The following is a 19,963-nucleotide window of genomic DNA, read 5'->3' on the forward strand; positions in this document are numbered from 1 at the left end:
GGTGGTTGTCTTTTTCGTGTGGCTTCGTACGCGATCCAGCCCGAGGCGAACGTGTCGCCGGCTTGTCCGCGGCGCGAAACTTTGAGAACGTGGATGCGCGCCAAGGGCGCGAACGAACACGCCATCCGCGCGTCCGAAAGGGGAGCACGAAGGTATGGAGAGGGTCCGTCACATCACCGGCTTCCGCTGCGCGGAGCACGCGTCCGTGGGCTGCGCAGCCGCGGCGTCCTCCTGAGGCTCCCGTGCTGCGGACCGGCCACCGTCTCCTCTCCACCGCGCTCGCGGGCGCGCTCTTGGTCCTGACCACGCCGGCCGCGGCGCGCCCGGACGAACCCGCGCCGCCCGCGCCGTCGTCCACGCCCGCGCGCGAGGACACGACAATCAGCATTGAGGACAAACCCTCCGCGCCGCCGCGCCCGGCCCTGCGGCCGACGCCGCCTACGCCCGCGCCCGCGCCGAAGGAGCTGCCACCGGCGCGCACGCCCACGGTGCCGTATAGCCTCGGCCTGCTCGGCCTCGGCGCGGCGCTCGTCGTGACCGGCGGCGTCCTCATGGGGGTCGCCGACACGCACGTCGAGCGCTGCGGGGTCGCGGGTTGTTATGGCGTGCTCGATCCGAAGCTCGAGTTCGTCGGCCAGCTCGTGCTCGCCGGCGGCATCGGCATGAGCCTCGCCGCCGGCACGGCGGCAGCGGTGGGGCTCGCGTCCGACCGAAAGCCCGTCCCCCGCCGGAGCGACCATTTCACGGAGCTCGGCATCTTCGCGACGGCCCTCGGCGCGGGCCTCGCCGGCGTGAGCCTCGCGGCCGCCACGGCCCATAACGAGAATGTCGACGGCCTCGCGGCCCCGTTCATCCCCCGGGCCCTCGCGTTCGCGCTCGCGAGCACCGCTGCGGGGCTCGGCTTCTGGATTTACGGCGGGCGTGACGCGTCGAGCCCCACCGCCGCTTCTTTGCGCGTGGGGCCGACCTCGGCGCAGTTCACGGTACGCTACTGACTGCCATGGCCCCCCGCTCGTCCGCCGCGCCCCTCCTCGCCGCGTCCCTTTCCGCGCTCGTGCTCATCGCTTGCCGCGGCGACGGAGACAGCGTGCACGTCGACTTCCTGCACCCCGAAGTCGAGCTTTCCACGGGTGTGGACGGCCGTGTTCACCTCGACGGCGCGTTCGACTTCACGGCCACCCTCTCCACGTGGAGCGACGAGACCGAGGCCGAGATCTGGCTCGACAAACTCGACGTGACGACGCCGGACGCGACGCACGCGCCGGTCGTGGGAGAGATCCGCGTGCCCGAGGGCGCGTCTTTGTTCCCGCTCGCGGTCGGGGAGTACAGCTACAGCACAGTCCGCGTCCCCTTCACGGGCACGAGCCTGGAGATGCCGGGCGACGAACTCGCATGGCTCTGCTCGATCGGCCGGCCCATGGAGCTCCAGGGCACCGTGTACGACGCCGAGACCGGCGCCTTCCAGTCGTTTTACGACGCGGCGTCGCAGCTCCAGGGGCCGATGCACGAGATCATGTTCTCTCGCAAGGACTCCGCCTCCCGGCCGCTCCCGCCGCGCTTCGCGTCGAGCTTCCCGCAGGGCTTGGGCGACCTCACCGAGCTCGACGTCGAGCACGCGTGGGGCGGGTTCGTCCTCGGCGGCTCGCTCTTCTCGAGCCTGAACCTCGGGGATCGGCAGATCTCCGCAGACGGCGCGGGCGACGCCGTGCTCGTCCGTTTCGACGCGCAGGGAAACGTCCTGTGGGATCACAAGTTCAGCAACATTGGCATGGAAGGGATCTCCTCCCTTTCGCAGCGCGACGGTGCGGATCTCTTCGTGGGAGGGCATTACGACTACACGATCGATCTCGGGGCCGGCGTGCTCCAGAACCCGACCAGCGGATACGGCTCGTTCGTCGCGCGCATGTCGGAGGCGGGCACGACCGTGTGGAGCACCGGGTTCATCGAGGACGTGGCTCCTCCGCTCGCCATTTGCACCTTGCCCTACCCGCGCATCGCGGCCCGCCCGGACGGCGGCGTGAGCTTCGTGAAGAGCCTCCACGGAACGATCTCGTTCGCCAGCGGCCCGATCGAGGTGACGCCGCCCGTGGGCGACTGCGGCCCGGACCTGCTCGTCGGTGCGTACGATGCCGAGGGCGCGCTGCTCTATGCGAGCCGCTTCGGCGACGGGTACGCGCAACAAGCCCTCGACGTCGCGGTCGACGACGAGGGCACCACCTGGCTCGTGGGGGGCTCCGTGGGCGTGCTCGATTTTGGCCATGGCCTGCCGCCGATCGTGGGGCCGTGGATCGTCTCGCCGCCGGAGACAAGGCTCTTCGTCGCGGCGTTTGATCCCCAAGGCACGCCGATCCTCGCGCGGGACCTCGGGCAGGTCCTGCTCCGTACGGACGACCAGGTGCGGCTCGCCGTGCGGCCCGGGGGCGGGGTCGTGGTGGCGGGGGCTTTTACCGGCGTGATCGACGTCGGAATGGAGCCGCTCGTGAGCACGGGCCCGGGCAACGATGGGTTCGTCGTGGCGCTCGACGCGACCGGCAGCCCGATCTGGGGGCAGCACTTCGATCACCCGCCGAACTCGGTCGTGGAGGCGTTCACGCTCGCCGACGTGGCTGTCGCCGAGGACGGGCGTGTCGTGCTCGCGGGCCGCGCGACGTCGAGCTTCAGCGTCGGCGGGCAGCCGCTCCCGGGCGGCACCTCGACGTTTGGTGGGGGCCTCGGGAGCGCGCTGTTTGCGTTGGTCCTCGACCCCGCGGGCGCGCCGCTTGGCCATCGGGTGCTCTCGTGCAACGGGGGGCGGTTCGCCGCCCTCGATGTGGGGGCGGGCGAGGTGTCGCTCGTGAGTGCGGTCCTCGGGTATTCCGAGGGGAAGGACGGGCTCCTTCCTCGCAACGACGGTGCTTTGTGGATGGGTCGGCTCGCGCTTGATCCTTGAGCGACGGCCCCCCGCGCTTCTTCACGAACGGTTGGTCGTCCAACGAATCGCTGGGCGCGTTACTTCTTGGCGGGCGCGGGGGCGGGCGCGGGCGCGGCGGCGGGCGCAGCGGGCTCGGCGCCGTGGCCGGCGTGCGGGTCGCTCGCGGCGGCCTCGGGATCGACCGAGATGCCCTTGCGGGTCGTCTTCGTCAGCGGGCCTTCGAGGGGCTTGCCGTCCTTGTCGACGAGCTCGACCGTCACCTCGTAGTCGCCCTTCGGCAGGTTCTTCGCGACCTTCGGGGCCCACGTGGTGAACTCGCCCGTGAGCGGCGTGGCGAGGCCTGCACCGGCGATCGTGTATTTGACCTTCTCGCCTTTGTCGAGCGCCGTGCCGAAGAGATAGAAATCGAGGAGCAGCTCCTTGCCCATCGCGCCCTTGTTTTCGCCCTTGGGTCGGCTGTAGACGACGTGGGGCTTCTTCGGGTCGAACGTGCTCTTGCCCTTCTTGCCGACCCAGAACGTCACGAGCTGCTGCGCGCCCTTGCCCTTGACCGACTCGTGCGTCGCGCGGCTCGCGAACGCGACGAGCGTGTGCTCGCCCTCCTTGAGCTCGGTGCCCGCGGGCAGCAGCTCGGAGACCTTCACGGGCTTCTTCGTGTCGTAAATCGCCTTGTACGGGAGGTCGTCGAGGATCAGGTGGACGTGCGGCCCCTTCTCGACCGTGGCCCAGTCCTTCACGTCGAGCTTGATCTCGAAGTCCTTCGCCTTGGCCAGGTCCCCGACCGACGCGTCGTTCTTCGGCGCCGTGATCTTCACGCTCGGCAGCGGGTTCGGGTCCTCGCTCGGCTTCATGTCCTCGACGACGGGCGGCGGCGGCGCGGGCTTCGCCTCGGTCGTCGTGGTCGTGGCCGTCGTCGTCGCGGCCGTCGTGGCCGCGGGCTCGGGCGTCTTCGTGGCCGTCGTCTCCGCCGGCTTCGCCTCGTCCTGCGACGGTTCCTTCACCTCGGTCTCCGCGCCGCCGCACGCGAAAGCGCTCACGACGAGGGAGAGCATCCCGACAAACGATACCGTGGTTTTCATGGCTCGCCCCTCTAACGCGGAGGCGGGCCCGCGTCGAGGGTCGATGACGGGTTTTTCGTCCCCCGTGCCCTCCGTTCAGCGGGCGCTGTCACGCGTGTCCCGCGCGTCTACGGAAATCCCCGAGGCCTCGCTGCGGGGCGCGGGGGACGCGTTGCTCCGAGGGCGGCCATGACGTACCCGCCATCGATGGCCCCGAAACGCGCGCCGCGCCGAGGAGGTTTTCCCGGGCGTGGTCCCGACCGTCAGAAGAAAAATGCCGAGCAGCATCCCTCGAGATTGTCGCATTTGCCCGTCGGCTCCGTGCACGTCCCGAGCAGCGACACATCCGAGCGGCAGGTGCACTGCCACGTCCCGTCGCCGAGGCGCGTGCACGACGTGCGCAGCTCGCCGACCCCTGCGCAGAACGTCGAGCTCGTACACGCGTCGGACGCGTTCGTGCCACTTTGCCCCGTGCACGCGGCCGTATCACTCCGCGTTTGTCCCTGCGCGCAGGCCCGGAACGCGTCCTCCTCGGCCTTGCAGCCGGCCGGCGGCACGACCTGCGTCGGCAGACACGTGAAATCGGCTTTCTGATCGGCCCAGCAGCCGAGCAGCGTTTCGAACGCGCTTTCGCACGCCTCGTCCGCGCGGAGGTAGTCCGCGCAATCTTTCGCGCAGCTCGGCCACACGAAGCATTTGATCTGCGAGACGTGGTCGCAAAGCTCGCCGCACCTCGCCGGGGGCAACTTCGGCTCGCCGCCGCCGCTGCCGCCCGAGCCGCTCGTCGTCGTCGAAGAGGGAGGGGGCTCCTCCGCGCCGCACGCGAAAAGCCCCAGCGAGGTCCCGAAGACGAGGATTGTCCAGACAATTCCGATCCGCATCGAGCGACTATAGGCCGGCGCGGGCTTCCCGGAAAAGCGTGTTGCTCAGCGCTTCCGGAGCTCTTCTGGCACGCGGGCAAACGTCTCGGGGGCTTCGGCAGCCGCCCATGCGACCGTGGCCACAGCCCCGACGACCTGATCGAGGTCCTCCTTCGTGACCTTGTCGAGCGTGTCGTTCGCCGTGTGGTGGACGTCGAAGTAGTTCGTCGCGTCCTGGTGCAGATCCACGATCGGCACGGCCGCGGCGTGCAGCGGGATGAGGTCGGCGCCGCCGCGCGCCGGGGCCTTGTCGTACTGGATCCCGAGCGGCGAAACCAGGCTCGCGATCCGCTCGGCCACGGGCCGCGAGGCGTCGGCGACGAGGAAGCGCGTCGTGTGCACGCGGCCGGAGCCGAGATCGATCTCCAGGGCGAGCTGGTGCTTGTCGAGCTCGGCCGCGTGGTCCTTCGCGTACGCGACCGCGCCGCGCAGGCCGTTCTCCTCGTTGGCGAAGAGCACCACGCGGATCGTGCGTCGCGGCCGCGTGCCGAGGCCGAGCACGAGCCGCGCGGCCTCGACGACCGCCGCGCACCCGGCGCCGTCGTCGATCGCGCCTTGCCCGAGGTCCCACGCGTCGAGGTGCGCGCCGAGGAGGACGATCTCGTCGGGCTTCTCGCGCCCCTTCACCTCGCCGATCACGTTCGCGCTCTCGGCGTCGGGCAGGAGCTTCGCCCCGAGCGAGAAGCTCACGCGCACGGGTTTGCCCTGACCGACCAGCCGTGCAAGCAGCTCCGCATCGGGTACGGCGAGTGCAGCGGCCGGGATCTTGGGGACGTCTTTCTCGTAGCCCATGGCGCCCGTGTGGGGGAGCCGATCGTGATCGGTGCCGATCGAGCGGAGGAGCACGCCGATCGCGCCTTTTTTGGCGGCGGCGACGGCGCCGCGGTGACGGATGCCGGCGACCTTGCCGTAGCCCGAGCCGTCGCTCGTGCGGGTCATGGGGGCGGAGAAAAAGACGATCTTGCCTTTGACCTTGGCCTCGTCCATCGCCGCCATCGCGTCGAGCGACTCGACCATGACGATCTCGCCTTCGAGCCCTTTCGGCGGCGTCCCGACGCTCCCACCGAGCGCGGTGATCGCGAGCGTGTGCGCGTACGGCGCGACGAGCCGGCCGCTCTCCTGGCCACGCTCCCAATGCGGGACCATGACCTTTTCGGCGCGCACATTCTCGAGCCCCTTGTCCTTCAGGGTCCGGAGGGCCCAGGCGACGGCGGCCTTGTCCCCGAGCGACCCCGCGAGCCTCGGCCCGACCTCGTCGACGAGCGAACGAACCATGTCGTACGCGCGCGAGTCGGTCTGCGCGGCGCTCTGGAGTTTGTCGACGTTCGGATCACGGGGAACGACCGCGGGGGCGGCGGCGGACGCAGAGGCGGAGGCGGTCGCAGGCGCGGCGGCGGAGGCGGTCGTGGTCGCTGGCGCGGGAACGGCAGCGGGTGGAGCGGCGCGCTCGGGTGTCGGGATTTCCGCGGCCGAGCAGGCCGTGAGCGAGAGCGTGGCGAGGAGGAGGGCGCTTCGGGCAGACATCGCGGGGCGCGAGTTTGGCGCAAGTCGCGGGAGATGAAAATGGCTGGATCACGCTCGGCGGAAGCCTCTTCCTCGGAGCATCCGGCTTGCCGTGATTGTCCGGAGCATCGCGTTGACCGGGCAAGGGCGTGAGGGTACCCTCGAATCGTCCCTGGAGTCGGCCATGCAGACCTCCCACGAACGCCCCGCCCTCAAGCCTCGTGATCCCGGCCTCGACTTCGACGAGACCGTCCCGCGCCACTGGTTCGGGGGCAACGCGCTCGCCACGCACATCGCGAACGGTGTCAATCTGCTGTTCCCGGCGGGCGAGCGTTTCTTCGTGCGCAGCGTCCACCATTACCTCGACAAACTCGACGACCCCGAGCTCCGCGCCCAGGTGAAGGGCTTCTTCGCCCAGGAGGGCCGCCACGCCCGGACGCACGAGCGCTTCTTCGAGCGCCTGGAGGAGCAAGGCTACGAGATCCAGCCCTTCCTCCGCGTCTACGAGAAGATCGCGTACGGCGTCCTCGAACCTGCGTTCCCCCCGGCCTTCCGCCTCTCCGTCACCGCCGCGGCCGAGCATTTCACTGCCATCATGGCCGAGAATGCGCTCCGCGAGCGGTTCCTCGATCGAGCCCACCCGGCGCTGCGCGACCTCTTGTTCTGGCACGCCGCCGAGGAGATCGAGCACCGCGCCGTCGCCTTCGACGTGCTCGGGAAGGTCGCGCCGAGTTATGCCCTGCGCGTCGCCGGCATGGCCCTCGCTGCCTCCACGCTCGCGGCGTTCTGGATCGCCGGGACGCTCGTGCTCCTCGATCAGGACCGCCGCCGCGGGGATGTCGACCTCCGGGCCGAGCTTCGAAAGCTCCGCGAGCATCCGATTGGCCAGCGGGTCTTCGTGCGGGGCATCAAGTCGTATCTCCGGCGCGATTTTCATCCGCTCGAGGCCGAGATCGACGGCCTCGCGCGTCAATGGCTCGAAGCGAAGGGCATGGCATGACGTTGCCCGTCGAGATCGGCTCGCGGATCGAGCGCCGCGTCCTCTCGATCGACAGCGCGTACGACGAGGACACCGTCGAGGTCCAGCGGATGCGGGATTCGCTGTATGCGGGCCTCGGCGGCCGCGTCGTGCGCTTCGGGCGCACGCTCACCGAGCGCAGCACTGTCCTCGCGGCCCTCCGCGTCGCCGCGGAGGAGGCGCGACCTTATGCGGCGATCCTCGTGACCTCGCACGGCGAGCCGAGCCGCGTCCTCGACACGAATTCGCCCAAGGGCCTGCTCCTCGCCGACGACTTTCCCGAGGACGAGCTGCGGCTCTGGGCGGAGAACCGCGCGTTGCATTTCATGTGCTGCGACACGGGCGCGGGCCCGCTCCTCGCGCGGCTCGCGGGGCTCGGCGCGCGCCTCGTCGTCGGGTTCGAGGGCAAACCGCGCTGGCATTCGCCGGAGGGCCGGCAGCGGTGGCGCGAGTTCGACGCCGAGACCGTGCGCGCGGTGATTGACACGCTCGATCCGAAGGCGGTGGACGAGATTCGCGTGCGCTGGCTCGGCCTCGTCGAGGCGTGGCTCGTGACGGCGCCGCCGGGGTACGCGCAGGACCTCCGGGACATGCGGCAGACGCTCGGGACGATGGTGATTCTCTGATGCGAATCAAACACGCTGCACGATGGTTCCTCGCCGCGGCGGCGCTCGTGCTGCCGCTGTCCGGCTGCGGGGGCACGCGGATGATCGGGAGCGGCCCGCACGCGTACGGGGACGCCGCGCCCGAGGGCATCCGGTATCACCTGCCGAAGACGCTGATCGAGGTCAGCGTCCGGACCACGCTCACGTCGCGGCGGAGCGTCTCGTACGAGAAAAACGACGCGGGGCTCTACGAGTTCAAGGTGAAGAGCCTGCCCTTCGACGTCGAAGAGAGCGCGGCGACGGTCACGGTCTTGCACGTGCCGGACACGCGTGCGTTTTATGCGCTCCACCTCGAACCGGGCCGCACGTCCGACGATTCGCTGGCCGTCGAGACGTATGGCAATGGCTTGCTCAAGTCCATCAACATGGAGAGCGCGGGGCGTGAAGGGCAGGTCGTCACCGATACGCTCGAAGCGGCGGCCACGATCGCGGGATTTCTCGTGGGGCTCGCGGACCGCGGGACCGAGGCCGCGCGGACGAGCGTCTGCGGAAAACTCCGCGCCGATCCCTCCGCGGCGAAATTCCCCTGCGAGGACCTCGAAGGGTTGCCGATGCAGACCTTGTATTTCCTCGCGGCGAGCGCGGAGGGGCGCAAGCTCTTCTTGCGCGGCCACGAGCTCGACGCGGTCGCGAGCGAGCGCAGGAAAACGAAGAAGGAGGTCGAGGATCGGATCGGCGCCGCGGACGCGAAAGAGCTCGCCGCGCTCGAATCGAAGCGCGCCATGCTCGACGCCTCGCTCCGCGCGGCCCTCGACGAGCACAAGGAGGTGCGCGCCGCGTTCGAGGCCCGGCTCCAGGCCTTCGCCGAGGAGCAACGGTTCGCGCCGGCGTCGATCACGCGGGACGTCGTGCGCGTCTTCGACGTCGCGGAGATCCCCGAGGAGGCCACGCTGCCCGAGGGCACGAAATCGGCCGACGTGCCGGCGAAGCTCGCGCAGCACCCGGCCATGCGGGAGCTCTGGAACGCGACCCGGATCGCGATCGCATTGACCCCCGATCGCGGCGCGCCGCCGAAAAACCCGAAGGGCGCGGCGCCGGCCGAGGAAGAGGCGGAAGGGCGCGTGTTTTATCGTCCGTCGCGCGCGGCCACGCTGCGGCTGCTCTCGCAAGGGAAAGTCGCGGATCCGGAGGAAGCGCGCATCGGGGAGTCGTATGAGGGGATTCGAATCGTCGACGCCAGGATCATCGACGTGATGGATCCCCGCGAGCCGGCGGCGACGATCTCCTTTGATCCGGCCGCGTTCGCCAAGCGCAGGCTCGCGCTCGGGTTCGACACGAAAGGTCGCCTCGTCCGGCTGGAGCAGAGCAGCGCCTCGACCTTCCCCAGCGCGACCGGCGCGGTCGCGGACGGCCTCGCCAGCGCGAGCGGCGCGCTCGGGTTCGCCAGTATCGTGGACAGCGCTGCGACAGAGGAAACGCTCTCCACGGTCGACACCCTCGTGCGGCTCGAGCGGCTGCGCAGGCAGAAGCAAACGCTCGATGTGCAGATCCAGGCGCTCGAAACGCAAAAAGCGATCGCATCGAAGAAACGCGCCGCGCCGCCGGCCGCGCCCTGAGTACAGGCCCCATGCGGCGCTGCCACGACGGCATCGCCTGCATGCCCCCGCCCGCCCTCACGTCCGCTTCTTTTTCTTCTTTTTTTTCGGCGGCGGCGGCGGCCGCGTCTTGCCCGGCGCGGCGGGGGTCCACGGAGCGCTCCGATCCACGGGCAGGGGCGTATCCGCGGGCAACGCTTGCTCTCCGGCGCGCTTGATCGTAAACGACGAGCTCACGACGTTGTACATGTGGGCGCCGCCGAAATTCGAGAGGTCGCCCCCGCCGACGATGCCGATCGGAATGCAGAAGCGGCGCTTGCGCTCCTCGTCGAGGTCGCTGTACGGAATGAACCGGCCCGTATCGTCGCGGACGCCGCGCGTGTAGCCACCGCCGCCCGCCGACATCCCGTCCTGGACCGCCTGCGCGATCTGCTCGATGACCTCGTTCGCGCAGAGGGGCCTGATCTCGCCCTTCACCACGCTTCCGGCCGGATACTGGACCTTCGACTCGATCTTGACGACGACCGTGACGCCTTGTTTGTCCGGGCCCATTTGCAAGGACCGCGCAGAGAGCCCGCTCTTCACGGCCTCCACGACGCCGGTCCAGTGGTTCGCATTCGCGTCCGTGGTGCTGACGAGGCGGACGCCCTCGACCTTGCCTTGCGCGTCGAGCTTGACCTCGAACGTGGCGCGGGCGTCCTTGACCGCCGAGCCGCGCACGGCGGAGGCAATGGTGGAGGCGACGACGCCGGCCGCGGGGACGTCGATGCCGGTGGATTTGTCCTTGTTGTGAAGGGTGCCCGCAATGACGCGGCTCGCGATGTCGGAATCGACGGGGCGCGGCGCCTCGATGGTCGTGGGCGCGGGCCGCGCTGCCGGCGCGCCGGGCACGACGCCCGGGACGGCCCATACGGGCGAACCGAGACCGGGAAGCGCGCCGACGACGGGGGCCGGCGCGGGCGCGCCGCCGTATTCGTCGACGGGAGGGCTCGGCGCGGCGGGCGTGGGCGCGGGAGCGGGTTCGGGAGCGGGAGCGGGAGCGGATTCGGGAGCGGGAGCGGGAGCGGGCGCGGATTCGGGCGCGGGCGCGGGAGCGGATTCGGGCGCGGGCGCCGGCACGGGCGCAGGTGCACGCACGGCCACGCGGGCCGCTTCGGGCGTGGGCGCTTGTTCGGGCGCCGGCGCGCGGGTCACCACGCCGGGCGGGTTTTCCTCCTCGATATCGACCGTCGTATCCGCGGAAGGCTCGACCCGCGGCGGCAACGGCTCGGCACCCGGCGCCGGTGCGCGCGGGGCGACGGACAGGAAAAGCACGTGCGCGAGGAGCGCGATCGCGCCCGCCCCTAGCTCGCGCCCCCGTTCCTTCACCACGCGCGGAGGCTAGCACATTCCCCGGCGCGCTTGCACCTCGGCGCGTGACGGGGCGGGTCACGGGCGCGCCCATGCCGAGGCTCGTCGCGGCGGGAAAGATTCGTGGTGCCCCTCAACGCGTCACATAGAAAAACGCGATGCACATCTCGTCTTCGGTCCCTTCGCCCTGCTGCGTCACGGTGTCCCGGCCCGTCGTGTCGTAGCCGCAGGTGATCCGGATCGTATCGCCGCCCTGCACCTTCGGGGGCGTCTCGTACATCGAGAACGATTGCCAGTGGAAATCCCAGTTCCCCACGTCGAGCAAGCATTGCTTCTGCCCCTCGTGCTCGGCCTCCACGTGCAGCGTCTTCCCCGTCCCGTGCATGTGCGGCGCCACGCCCCACAAGGTCACGGCGCCCGCTCCCGCCGGGACGGGCTCGTCGTTCGTCACGGTCGTCATCGGCTGCTGCGGCGGCAGGTTGATCCCCTGCGCCGCGATCCGCGAAATGGTCGCCTCTTTTTCGACCGAGTCCTGCACGACGGCCGCGATGCGGGTCTGATCGGGGAACGCGCCGCCCGCGAGGTTGTAATGGACCTGCACGACCATCTTGCGCCCACCTTCGAGCCTTAGGCCCGTGCCCGCGGGGAAACGCGTGGGCCCGCCGCCCGGGGCCCAGCCCACGACGAACCGCGAGGCCCCGACGCCCGGACCGCCGAAACACGTGTATCCCGGGCCCGCCTCGGCAGCGTCGAGGGATTCGGCCTCGGCCTCGGCCGCCGCCGTGTCGAGCGCGAATGCGATCACGTGGTGGACGACGCGCGGATCCCCCGGGACGACCTCGTACGCGGTGAGGAACTTGTCGGCCGTGATGCCCGGATCGACGATGAAGCAGCGGTAATCGTCGACCTTCGATCCATCGGGCGTGTAGGCGACGCCCATGTCGATCGTGAGGTTCGCATCCGCGAGGCCCGCGGGCGGCTCGGGTTTTGCGGGGGCCTTCGTGAGGTCGCCCGCGGGCGCGCCGGCCTCGGCCCACGCGGAGATCGTGGCGATCTCCTCGGACGTGAGCCACCGGGCGTCCTGGAACGTGTTGCAATGGCCGCAGTTGTTCGGATTGAAGGGCGGCATCTCGCGCGCCGTCGTGCGCTCCGCGAGGAGGCCCGCGAGCGGCTTCGTCTGCTCGTAATCGAGGAGCGGGAAGGGCGCGATGCCGCCGTTCGTGTGGCACGTCGCGCAGTTCTTCATCAGGATCGGCGCGACATCCTCGGCATACGTGGGCGTCTTCGGGACGGTGGCCTCGACGCCGCACGTGGGGTCGAGGACGGTCACGGGGGTGTCCGGAGGAGGCGTCGTCCCCGAGCTGCCGGTGCTCCCGTCGCCGCCGCCGCACGCGGCCGCGAGGACGGCGAAGAGACCCATGGAAAGAGGAATCGCGAGGATGGATGTGCGCATGCCGCCAGAGACACCGGCCGGGCGCGCTTCGTAAAAGGAGAAATCAGGGCTTGCCGAGGAAGGCGAGCGCTTTTTCGACCTGCTCGTCCGTCATCGCGTGGCCTGCGCGCGGACGCCCGATCTCCAGGTGCGGCCAGCGCATCCGCTTCAGCATCTTCGCGAGCGCCTGCTGCTTGTCGTGCGTGGGATCGCCCGCGCCCCACGCGACCACGATCGGCGCGCGTTTCTTCGTCCCCTTGGCCTCCATCTCGTGGTACGGCGCGCCCGAGCCGCCCGCGAAGAGCGCATACCCCGCGACGTCGAGCCGGCCGCGCATCGCGAGCGAGGTCGCATAATACGCGCCGTTCGAGAACCCAAACACATAAACGCGCTCGAACGGTGTGCCCGCGGCTTGCTCCAGCGCATTGCGCGCGGCCGTCCATTCGGCGATGAGCGCGTCCTCGTGGATCCGGCGCGCGTCCATGCCCGTCGGCCACGCCCACCAGCTCTCCATCGTCTTCGGCCCGATCCCGCGCCGGCCCCGCGGCATGATCACGGTATGCCCGTACGTCGCGCCCACCCGCGCCGCGTTGCGCTGCGAGTTCCATTGATCGTGCGTATCGGGCTGGATGACGCCGTGGAGGTGGATGATGAGCGTCCGAGGCCCGGGCGCGGGCTTCTCGGGGACGAACACGCACACCTCGTTCGCCAGCGCCTTGAGTTCGGCCGCGCACCAGCGGCGCGTGTCGACCTCCGCCGCCGGGGCCTCGGCCGACGCCGGACGTGGGCCCGCCGCGAGGAGGGCGAAGACGAACGCGAAGGCCGCCGGGCGCATGGGCCGACCCTACCACGGCTCGCGCGTGCCGGGCACGTTCGTGTATTGTGCTCCCCATGGATGAGATGCGCGGTGACGAAGATGTACGGGCCGCCCAAGCGCAGGTGCTTTCGGCGCTCGCGGGGCGGCTTTCGAAGGGGGACACGCTGCTCCCCGCGGAGTTCGTGGCCAAGCTCGCCGAGGAGCTCGCGCTCCGCATCGACGACGAGGCGATTGGCGCGGCCTGGGCCGAGCAAGGGCACGAGGAGCCGGTGTCGTGGCGAGGAAGCGCGGCGCGCTCGAGCCGGCGCGGGCGGGGGAGGGACGTGCGCGACATCGAGCTGCTCACGCGCGCGGTGCGCGACCTCGAAGCGCTCGCGCCGGCCGAGCGGGAGGACATTTCGCTGGAGATCGACGCGCTCGCCTTTGATCCGGTGCCGCGCGGGGTGATGGCGTTCCACGGTCGGAAAGACGGACACCTGCAAAGCCGCATGGGCGCGCGGCGATTGCTTTACAAGGTGCAGGGGATGCTGGTGACCGTCGTGGCGATCACCAGCGAGGCGGGCTGATTCAGGAACGCTTGCGAGGTGTCAGGCGCGCAGTGCCTTCGAGCCCCTGCGCGCGCGCGGCCTCGACGACGGCCTCACACACGGCCTCGTGCACGTGCGGCAAGAGCGGCGAGGGCACGACCTCGCCCTTTTCGGCGCACGACGCGATCGCGCGCGCCGCGGCGATACGCATCTCCGGCGTGATGGCGCGGCTCTCCACGGCGAGCGCGCCGCGGAACAGGCCCGGGAACGCGAGCGCATTGTTGATGCTGCGCCCGTCGCTGCAAAACGCCGCGCCCGCCGCGATCGCGTCCGTCGGCTCGATCTCCGGGTCCGGGTTCGAGAGCGGGAAAATCACCTGCCCCGGCCGGATCCATTTCGGATCGATGAGGCCGGGCCTGCCCGTCGCCGCGATCACGATATCGGCCTCGCGCATGAGCGTGGGCAGATCGACCGGGTGCGCGCCCATGCCTTTCAGCCAGTTCATGGCCTCCTCGGACCGGTCCGTCACGAGCACGTCGCGCGCCCCGTGCGCCATCATGAGCCGCGCGATCGCGCTGCCCGCCGCGCCGAGCCCGATCTGCCCGACGCGCGCCTTCTCCAGCGCCACCCCCGTCATCTTGCAGGCATTGAGCACCGCGGCGAGCGCGACCGTCGCCGTGCCGTGCTGGTCGTCGTGCATGACGGGTTTGTCGAGGCGCTCAATCAGCTCCTCCTCGATCTTGTAACAATCCGGGATGCGGATGTCTTCGAGGTGAATGCCTCCGAACGTGAGCGAGAGGCGCATGACCGTGTCCACGAACTCCCGCGGATCGAGGGTGTCGACGAGGATCGGCGAGGCGCTGATCCCGACGAACTTGTCGTAGAGGACGGCCTTTCCTTCCATGACCGGCAGCGAGGCGAGCGGCCCGACGTGGCCGAGGCCGAGCACACGCGTGCCGTTCGTGAAGATACCGACCGAGTTGCCGATCCCCGTGAGGTGCCTCGCGCGCTCGGGCTCCCGCTCGATCGCACGCGCGACGCGCGCCACGCCGGGCGTGTAGATGTAACGCAAATCGCGCTGATGCCGGAGCTCGATCCGGCTCGTCATGTGGAGCTTGCCGCCCTTGTGCAGGTCGAAGACGCGGTCGATCGTGTCGAGAATCTCGACGCCGTCGACGGCGCGCACGGCCTCGATGACGCGGTCGCGTTGCTCCTCGTCCAGCGTCTCGACCGTGACCTCACGCAGGGTATCGCCCTCCATGCTGCGCAAGGTGGTGAGGTCACCCAGCAAACCACCTTGCTCGGCGATCGCCGTCGCGAGGCGTGCAAGTTGGCCCACGCGGTGTTTGCATTTGACGCGAAGTACGGTGTCGAGGGTGGTCTTCCTCATGGGGGCGCGGACCATACCACGAAGCCGGCCGCATGGGAGCAAGTTGGGGCAAGGAGGACATTTCCGTCTCGTAGGATCTTCCCTTATCATCCGCGCGTAGAGTCGCCCGAGGAGAGAGACAACCATGGTGATGTTCGCGCCCGCCGAGGCCTCGCGCCCCAACTTGCAGCTCGAGGTCGCGTCCGGGGACACGCTCGACGTGCGCAAGTTCCAGGTCACGGAGCGCGTGTCGGATCTCTTCGAGGTCCGCCTCGTGGCGCTCTCGCCGAACCCCGAGATCGACTTTGACGCGGTGCTCGGCCGGGAGGCGACGTTCACGCTCTCCCGCAACCAGCTCCTCGCCACCGCGTACCGCACGTGGGGCGGGATCTGCCATCACATCCAGCAGGTCGAGACGGAGGAGGCGGGGCTCTCCACGTACGAGCTCGTGATCGTGCCGAAGCTCTGGTTTTTGACGCAGCGCCGCAACCACCGCATGTTCCAGCAGCTCTCGGACCTCGACGTCGTGCTCCAGCTCCTCCGCGAGTGGGGCATCGAGCCCGTGCAGAAGGTCGACGCGGCCACCTACAAGAAACGCAAATATCGCGTGCAGTACGGCGAGAGCGATTACGCGTTCCTCTGCCGTCTGCTCGAAGACGCAGGCATCACGTTTTACTTCGACCAGCAAGGCGAGACCACCGTGCTCGTCCTCCACGACGCCCCGCAGGACAATCCGACCCGCGAGCCCTCCGTCCGGTTCGTCGACAAACCGATGGTGGACAAGGATCTCGAGTTCGTCACCGAGGTGCGCGTCGGACAGCGCACGCGGCCCGGCAAGTACACGATCTTCGACCACGACTACCGGCGCCCCGCGAACTACAAGCTGATGGGCACGCACGCCGAGGGCGAGGCGTTCGAGCAGCAGATGGAGCGCTTCCATTACGTGCCCGGCGCCTCCCTCTTCCGCACCGACGGGCGCGAGCCCACGCCGAGCGCCGACGACAAGGGCGCGGCGCGGCACGACGAGGGCGAGGCCAAGCGAATCGCGAAGATCCGCCTGGAGGCGAAGCGCGCCGAGGCCCGCAAGGCCACGTTCCGCACGAACCTCGTCGAGCTGCGGCCCGGGACCGTCATGCGCGTCGTTGATCATCCGCGGCGCGAGCTTTCGAACCGGCTGCTCGTGGTGCATTCGACCTACGAGGGCACGTCGTATGGCGAGTGGGTCCACAGGCTGGAGACGCGCAGCGCCGAGATCCCGTACCGTCCGCCGCTCGTCACGCCGAAGCCGAAGGTGAGCGGCGTCGAGAGCGCGACCGTCGTCGGCCCCGCGGGCGAGGAGATCCATACCGACGAGTTCGGCCGCGTGCGCGTCCATTTCCACTGGGATCGCGAGAGCCAGATGAACCAGGACAGCTCGTGCTGGATCCACGTGAGCCAATCGTGGGGCGGCGCGGGCTACGGCGGCGTGCAGCTCCCGCGCATCGGCCAGGAGGTGATCGTCGATTTCCTCGGCGGGGATCCGGATCGGCCCATCATCGTGGGGCGTGTCTTCACGAACCTGCAAAAGGTGCCGTACCCGCTGCCGGCGAACAAGACGCAGAGCGGGCTCCGCTCGGCCTCCTCGCCCGCGACGGGCGGCTACAACGAGCTGATGTTCGAGGACGCCGCGGGCCGCGAGCTCATGCGGCTCCAGGCCGAGAAAGACTTCACGGGCCTCGTGAAGCACGACCTCCGGATGAACATCCAGAACGACCGCACGCACAACGTCGGCAACAACGACGCGGAGTCGGTCGTCGGCGAGCAGACCGTGAAGGTCGCGAAGAAACGCACCGTGCGCGTCAAGCTCGACCAGCAGCACCAGGTCGGCGAGAACATCCTCGTGCAGTCGGTGAACGGCGTGTCGACGCACCTGTCGAAGCAGGCCATCCGGCTCTTCAGCGAGATGATCATCCTCTCCACCTCGCCGGACTCGTTCATCGTGATCTCGCAAAGCGGGATCACGATTCAATCGCCGATCGTGCAGATCAACCCGGGCATGCTCCGGGTCCCGAATCCGCCGCAGCCCGCGGCGATCGAGGACGCGACGGCCGTCACGGGATACATCGGAGCGCCATGAGAGTTCGCAAGGTACGGGTCGACGGATTCCGGGGTTTGCCTGATCAGGAGTTTTCCCTGATCAACGCGCGCACGGACGGCGCCCACGAGCTCGTGGTCGTCACGGGCACACGCGCGAGCGGCAAGACGAGCTTCCTCGAGGCGATCCTCGCGGCGAAGGAGCAAGTCGGGCCCTATGGCCCCGCCGCGCCGTCGTCGAGCTTCCTGCGGCCCGGCGTCACCACGGCGAAGGTGCGCGTCGAATGGGAGCTCTCGAACGGGGAGCGGGATCGGTATGGCACCGGCGCGCGCGCCCTCGTGAGCGAGTCGATCTTCGGCGACCTCGTGCTCGAGCCGCCGGAGCCGGATCCGGCGCTCGCGGCGCTGCTCGCGGAGTACATCCCGGATCCGGCGTTCGGCAAGGTCGAGTATTTCCACGCCTCGCGACGGCTCCCGTTCGCGTCGGCGATCGATCTCTCGCGGTCGGCCGGCGACAGCCTCGATCGGATGGTGCGGCTCGGCCGCGACGACATGAAGTACAGCGGGCTCGTGCGCTTCATCGTGGAGGCGGGGCTCGGGCTCGACGTCGACGCCGAGGGCAAACCGAAGCCCCCGGGGCGCATCAAGAAGGCCTTCGAGGCGCTCTGCCCGACGAAGCAGCTCGGGGGGCTTTATCGTGCGAACGACGCGATGCTGCCGGTCTTCCTCGACGGCCAGCGCAGGGCCTACAGCCTGGCGCAGCTCTCGGACAGCGAGCTCGACGCGCTGCTCTTCGCGACGACGTTCGTGCGGGCGGGCGTCGGGCAATCGATCGTGCTCATCGATACGCCGGAGAAGCACCTCGGCGACGCGGAGGCGCGCGACTTCGTGAAGACGCTCGCGACGCTCGGCACGAACAACCAGCTCATCGTGGCGACGCAATCGGCGGCGCTCGTGTCGAGCGTGCAGGCGGATCAAGTGATCCGGCTCGGGTGAGGGCATGGCGATCTACGAGGTGGACGAGTTTTCGTTCGAGGTGCCCGACGGGTACGTCGATCGCAGCATGAACCTGTTCTTCCCGCGGGAGGCCATGACGCGGGTGAGAACGCAAAACCTCGTGATCACGCGGGAGCCGCGCACGGAGGAGACGGTCGTGCAGCAGGCGGCGAAGCTCCTGAAGGTATTCTCGACCAAGGTCCCCGGCCTCAAGATCATCGCGCAGCGCGATCGGCCCCTCGGCGCGCTCCCGGGCCGGGAGGCGCGGGCGCACGCGACGCAGCAGGGACACCCGGTCTACCAGCGGTATTATTTCGTCGGCCATTATGGCACCTTCATCTCGGTGATCGCGACCTCGGCGCGGGCGCAGAGCACGCAGTGCGACGCCGTCGTCGAGCGGCTGCTCACGAGCTTGCGATTGAAGAAGCGATAGGGCGAGGAGGAGCTTTCTTTGAGCCTTTACATCACGCACGAGGCGGGCTTCGAGTTGCCCGCGAACTGGGTCGATGGGACCGTCAACCTCCTCGAGTATGCGCGCCCCGAGGGCACGATCCGGGTGGGCGTGTCGCGCAGCGAGCGCGGCGGGAAGGACCTCGCCGCGTGCGTGGAGGAGCGGCACGTGGAGCAGCGGCGCAAGCTCCCGTTCTTCGAGCTCCTCGGGCGGTCGGAGCGCCTTTGCGCGGGCCTTCCGGCGATCGACGTGAAGGTGACCTACGAGGATTCCAAGCAGAAGATATACCAGCGGACGCTGGGGTTCGTGATCGGGGGGCGATTCGTCTCGCTGGGCGTCACGGCGACGCTTTCGCAGCAGGCGGAGGCGGACGCCATTTTCGAGCGCGCGGCGTCCACGCTCTCGTTGCGGGCGCGGCCGAGCGGGGCCTGAAGGGAGGGGTAGGGGCATGAGCGAAGCGACGCCGCTCGAGCAAGCGGTTCGGATCGACGACGCGGTCGAACATTCGCTCGCGTTCCTCGGCGCGGTCCTGGGCGCCCTCGGCGGGCTCGCGCTTGGCCTGCTCGTGTTTGGTACGGGCCCGCTCGGGTGGCTCGCCGCCGCGGGGGTCGCCGTCTACTTCTCGAACGCTGGTGAGAAGGCGTTCAAGAACCTGAAGCACGAAGCGGGGGACGTGGCGGAGGGGTCCCCGAACGTATTCGTCGGGGAGCCAGGAAGAAACGCAGCGCGTGCGCGCGACAAGGTGCGTTGTCACGACCTCCAGATCGCCACCGGGTGCGCGACGATCTCCATCAACCAGGAGCTCGCGGCGCGGGTGAAGGAGGAGACCGTCTGTGACGGCAAGCTGAAGACGGGCTGCGAGACGGTGTTTTATGGCGGCCCGTCCGCGCGGGTCTTGGCCAAGCGGTTTTCGGGCGAGCTGCCGGAGTGGTTCTACGTTGGCCGCGAGGTCGTCGATTGGGTCACGATCCTCGCGCCGACGGGCGCGGCGGACCCCTCGAAATGGTGGAGGCTGTACGATCGCGTCTCGCGCGGGCTCACGTTCGCCGACAAGGCGGCCGGGTACACGGCAGCGATTGCTCAGGGGCTCGGGTACCAAGAGGTCGCGGACGTGATCACGCGCGTTACCGATCACCCGGCGTACGTCTGGGGTACGACCGCGTTCGGCGGCGTCGGCGTGGCGCGGGATCTCCGAAGGGCGCGGGGGGGACCTCCTCCTCCTCCGGGACCTCCTCCTCCGGGGCCGCCGCCACCGCCTCCTCCGGGGCCGCCGCCGCCTCCTCCGGGGCCACCGCCGCCTCCTCCTCCGGGGCCGCCGCCGCCTCCTCCTCCGGGGCC

General features: G+C 69.6%; 18 protein-coding genes. 11 read left to right on the forward strand and 7 right to left on the reverse strand.

All coding sequences use genetic code 11. The features are described 5' to 3' along the window. Window positions 1-242 precede the first annotated feature (242 nt). Together E8A74_RS53480 and E8A74_RS45955 are read left to right on the forward strand one after the other, a co-directional pair. Window positions 243-995 carry a hypothetical protein gene (locus E8A74_RS53480; protein WP_170229885.1) on the forward strand — a complete coding sequence of 251 codons (753 nt, stop codon included), beginning with the start codon at window positions 243-245 and terminating at the stop codon, window positions 993-995. A gap of 5 nt (window positions 996-1,000) precedes the next feature. After that, a complete protein-coding gene (locus E8A74_RS45955; protein ID WP_136935518.1) occupies window positions 1,001-2,929 on the forward strand; it encodes a hypothetical protein in 1,929 nt (642 codons plus the stop codon). Window positions 2,930-2,988: 59 nt separating this feature from the next. Here E8A74_RS45955 and E8A74_RS45960 read toward each other — a convergent pair whose 3' ends face one another. The 3 genes from E8A74_RS45960 to E8A74_RS45970 all read right to left on the reverse strand — a co-directional run bounded on the left by E8A74_RS45960 (window position 2,989) and on the right by E8A74_RS45970 (window position 6,413). Then, a complete protein-coding gene (locus E8A74_RS45960; RefSeq protein ID WP_136935519.1) occupies window positions 2,989-3,990 on the reverse strand; it encodes a hypothetical protein in 1,002 nt (333 codons plus the stop codon). Between the two features lie 242 nt (window positions 3,991-4,232). Continuing rightward, entirely contained in the window at window positions 4,233-4,850 is a 618-nt protein-coding gene (locus tag E8A74_RS45965) for a hypothetical protein (RefSeq protein WP_136935520.1), read from the reverse strand. Between the two features lie 45 nt (window positions 4,851-4,895). After that, on the reverse strand, window positions 4,896-6,413 hold the full coding sequence (locus E8A74_RS45970) for a M20/M25/M40 family metallo-hydrolase (protein WP_136935521.1): 1,518 nt from the start codon (window positions 6,411-6,413) through the stop codon (window positions 4,896-4,898). A gap of 163 nt (window positions 6,414-6,576) precedes the next feature. Between E8A74_RS45970 and E8A74_RS45975 the strand changes: the two genes are divergently transcribed. Genes E8A74_RS45975 through E8A74_RS45985 form a run of 3 tightly spaced genes read left to right on the forward strand, consistent with a single transcriptional unit; the run spans window position 6,577 to window position 9,631 of the window. After that, entirely contained in the window at window positions 6,577-7,392 is an 816-nt protein-coding gene (locus E8A74_RS45975) for a metal-dependent hydrolase (RefSeq protein WP_136935522.1), read from the forward strand. Next, complete coding sequence (locus tag E8A74_RS45980; protein ID WP_136935523.1) at window positions 7,389-8,036, forward strand: hypothetical protein; 648 nt, start codon at window positions 7,389-7,391, stop codon at window positions 8,034-8,036. The genes E8A74_RS45975 and E8A74_RS45980 overlap by 4 nt, the downstream gene beginning before the upstream one ends. Next, window positions 8,036-9,631, forward strand: coding sequence for a hypothetical protein (locus E8A74_RS45985; RefSeq protein WP_136935524.1), 1,596 nt, complete (start codon window positions 8,036-8,038; stop codon window positions 9,629-9,631). The genes E8A74_RS45980 and E8A74_RS45985 overlap by 1 nt, the downstream gene beginning before the upstream one ends. 57 nt (window positions 9,632-9,688) lie before the next feature. Here E8A74_RS45985 and E8A74_RS45990 read toward each other — a convergent pair whose 3' ends face one another. From E8A74_RS45990 to E8A74_RS46000, 3 genes are all read right to left on the reverse strand, one after another. Further along, entirely contained in the window at window positions 9,689-10,981 is a 1,293-nt protein-coding gene (locus E8A74_RS45990; RefSeq protein ID WP_136935525.1) for a hypothetical protein, read from the reverse strand. Window positions 10,982-11,093: 112 nt separating this feature from the next. Next, on the reverse strand, window positions 11,094-12,380 hold the full coding sequence (locus E8A74_RS45995; RefSeq protein ID WP_136935526.1) for a monooxygenase: 1,287 nt from the start codon (window positions 12,378-12,380) through the stop codon (window positions 11,094-11,096). Between the two features lie 76 nt (window positions 12,381-12,456). Continuing rightward, window positions 12,457-13,227: an alpha/beta hydrolase gene (locus E8A74_RS46000; protein WP_136935527.1), complete on the reverse strand. Its 771-nt coding sequence runs from the start codon at window positions 13,225-13,227 to the stop codon at window positions 12,457-12,459. Between the two features lie 56 nt (window positions 13,228-13,283). Between E8A74_RS46000 and E8A74_RS46005 the strand changes: the two genes are divergently transcribed. Beyond that, the gene (locus tag E8A74_RS46005) at window positions 13,284-13,775 is read left to right on the forward strand and encodes a type II toxin-antitoxin system RelE family toxin (RefSeq protein WP_136935528.1); all 492 of its coding nucleotides are present in this window, start codon (window positions 13,284-13,286) and stop codon (window positions 13,773-13,775) included. Window position 13,776: 1 nt separating this feature from the next. On the opposite strand, the gene E8A74_RS46010 is transcribed toward E8A74_RS46005, so the two are convergent. After that, the gene (locus E8A74_RS46010) at window positions 13,777-15,126 is read right to left on the reverse strand and encodes an NAD-dependent malic enzyme (RefSeq protein ID WP_136935529.1); all 1,350 of its coding nucleotides are present in this window, start codon (window positions 15,124-15,126) and stop codon (window positions 13,777-13,779) included. 124 nt (window positions 15,127-15,250) lie between these two features. On the opposite strand from E8A74_RS46010, the gene E8A74_RS46015 reads away from it, so the two are divergent. The 5 genes from E8A74_RS46015 to E8A74_RS46035 form a co-directional block, all read left to right on the forward strand. Continuing rightward, entirely contained in the window at window positions 15,251-17,221 is a 1,971-nt protein-coding gene (locus tag E8A74_RS46015; RefSeq protein WP_136935530.1) for a type VI secretion system Vgr family protein, read from the forward strand. Beyond that, complete coding sequence (locus E8A74_RS46020; protein ID WP_136935531.1) at window positions 17,218-18,174, forward strand: OLD family protein; 957 nt, start codon at window positions 17,218-17,220, stop codon at window positions 18,172-18,174. Before E8A74_RS46015 ends, E8A74_RS46020 begins: the two co-directional genes overlap by 4 nt. Before the next feature lie 4 nt (window positions 18,175-18,178). Beyond that, window positions 18,179-18,607 (forward strand): DcrB-related protein, encoded by a 429-nt coding sequence (locus E8A74_RS46025; RefSeq protein ID WP_136935532.1) that lies wholly within the window; start codon window positions 18,179-18,181, stop codon window positions 18,605-18,607. Window positions 18,608-18,625: 18 nt separating this feature from the next. Next, a complete protein-coding gene (locus E8A74_RS46030; protein WP_136935533.1) occupies window positions 18,626-19,057 on the forward strand; it encodes a DcrB-related protein in 432 nt (143 codons plus the stop codon). Window positions 19,058-19,073: 16 nt separating this feature from the next. Further along, on the forward strand, window positions 19,074-19,963 hold an 890-nt coding region (locus tag E8A74_RS46035; protein WP_211365613.1), incomplete at its 3' end, for a PAAR domain-containing protein.

Source organism: Polyangium fumosum (assembly GCF_005144585.1).
Classification (GTDB): domain Bacteria; phylum Myxococcota_A; class Polyangia; order Polyangiales; family Polyangiaceae; genus Polyangium; species Polyangium fumosum.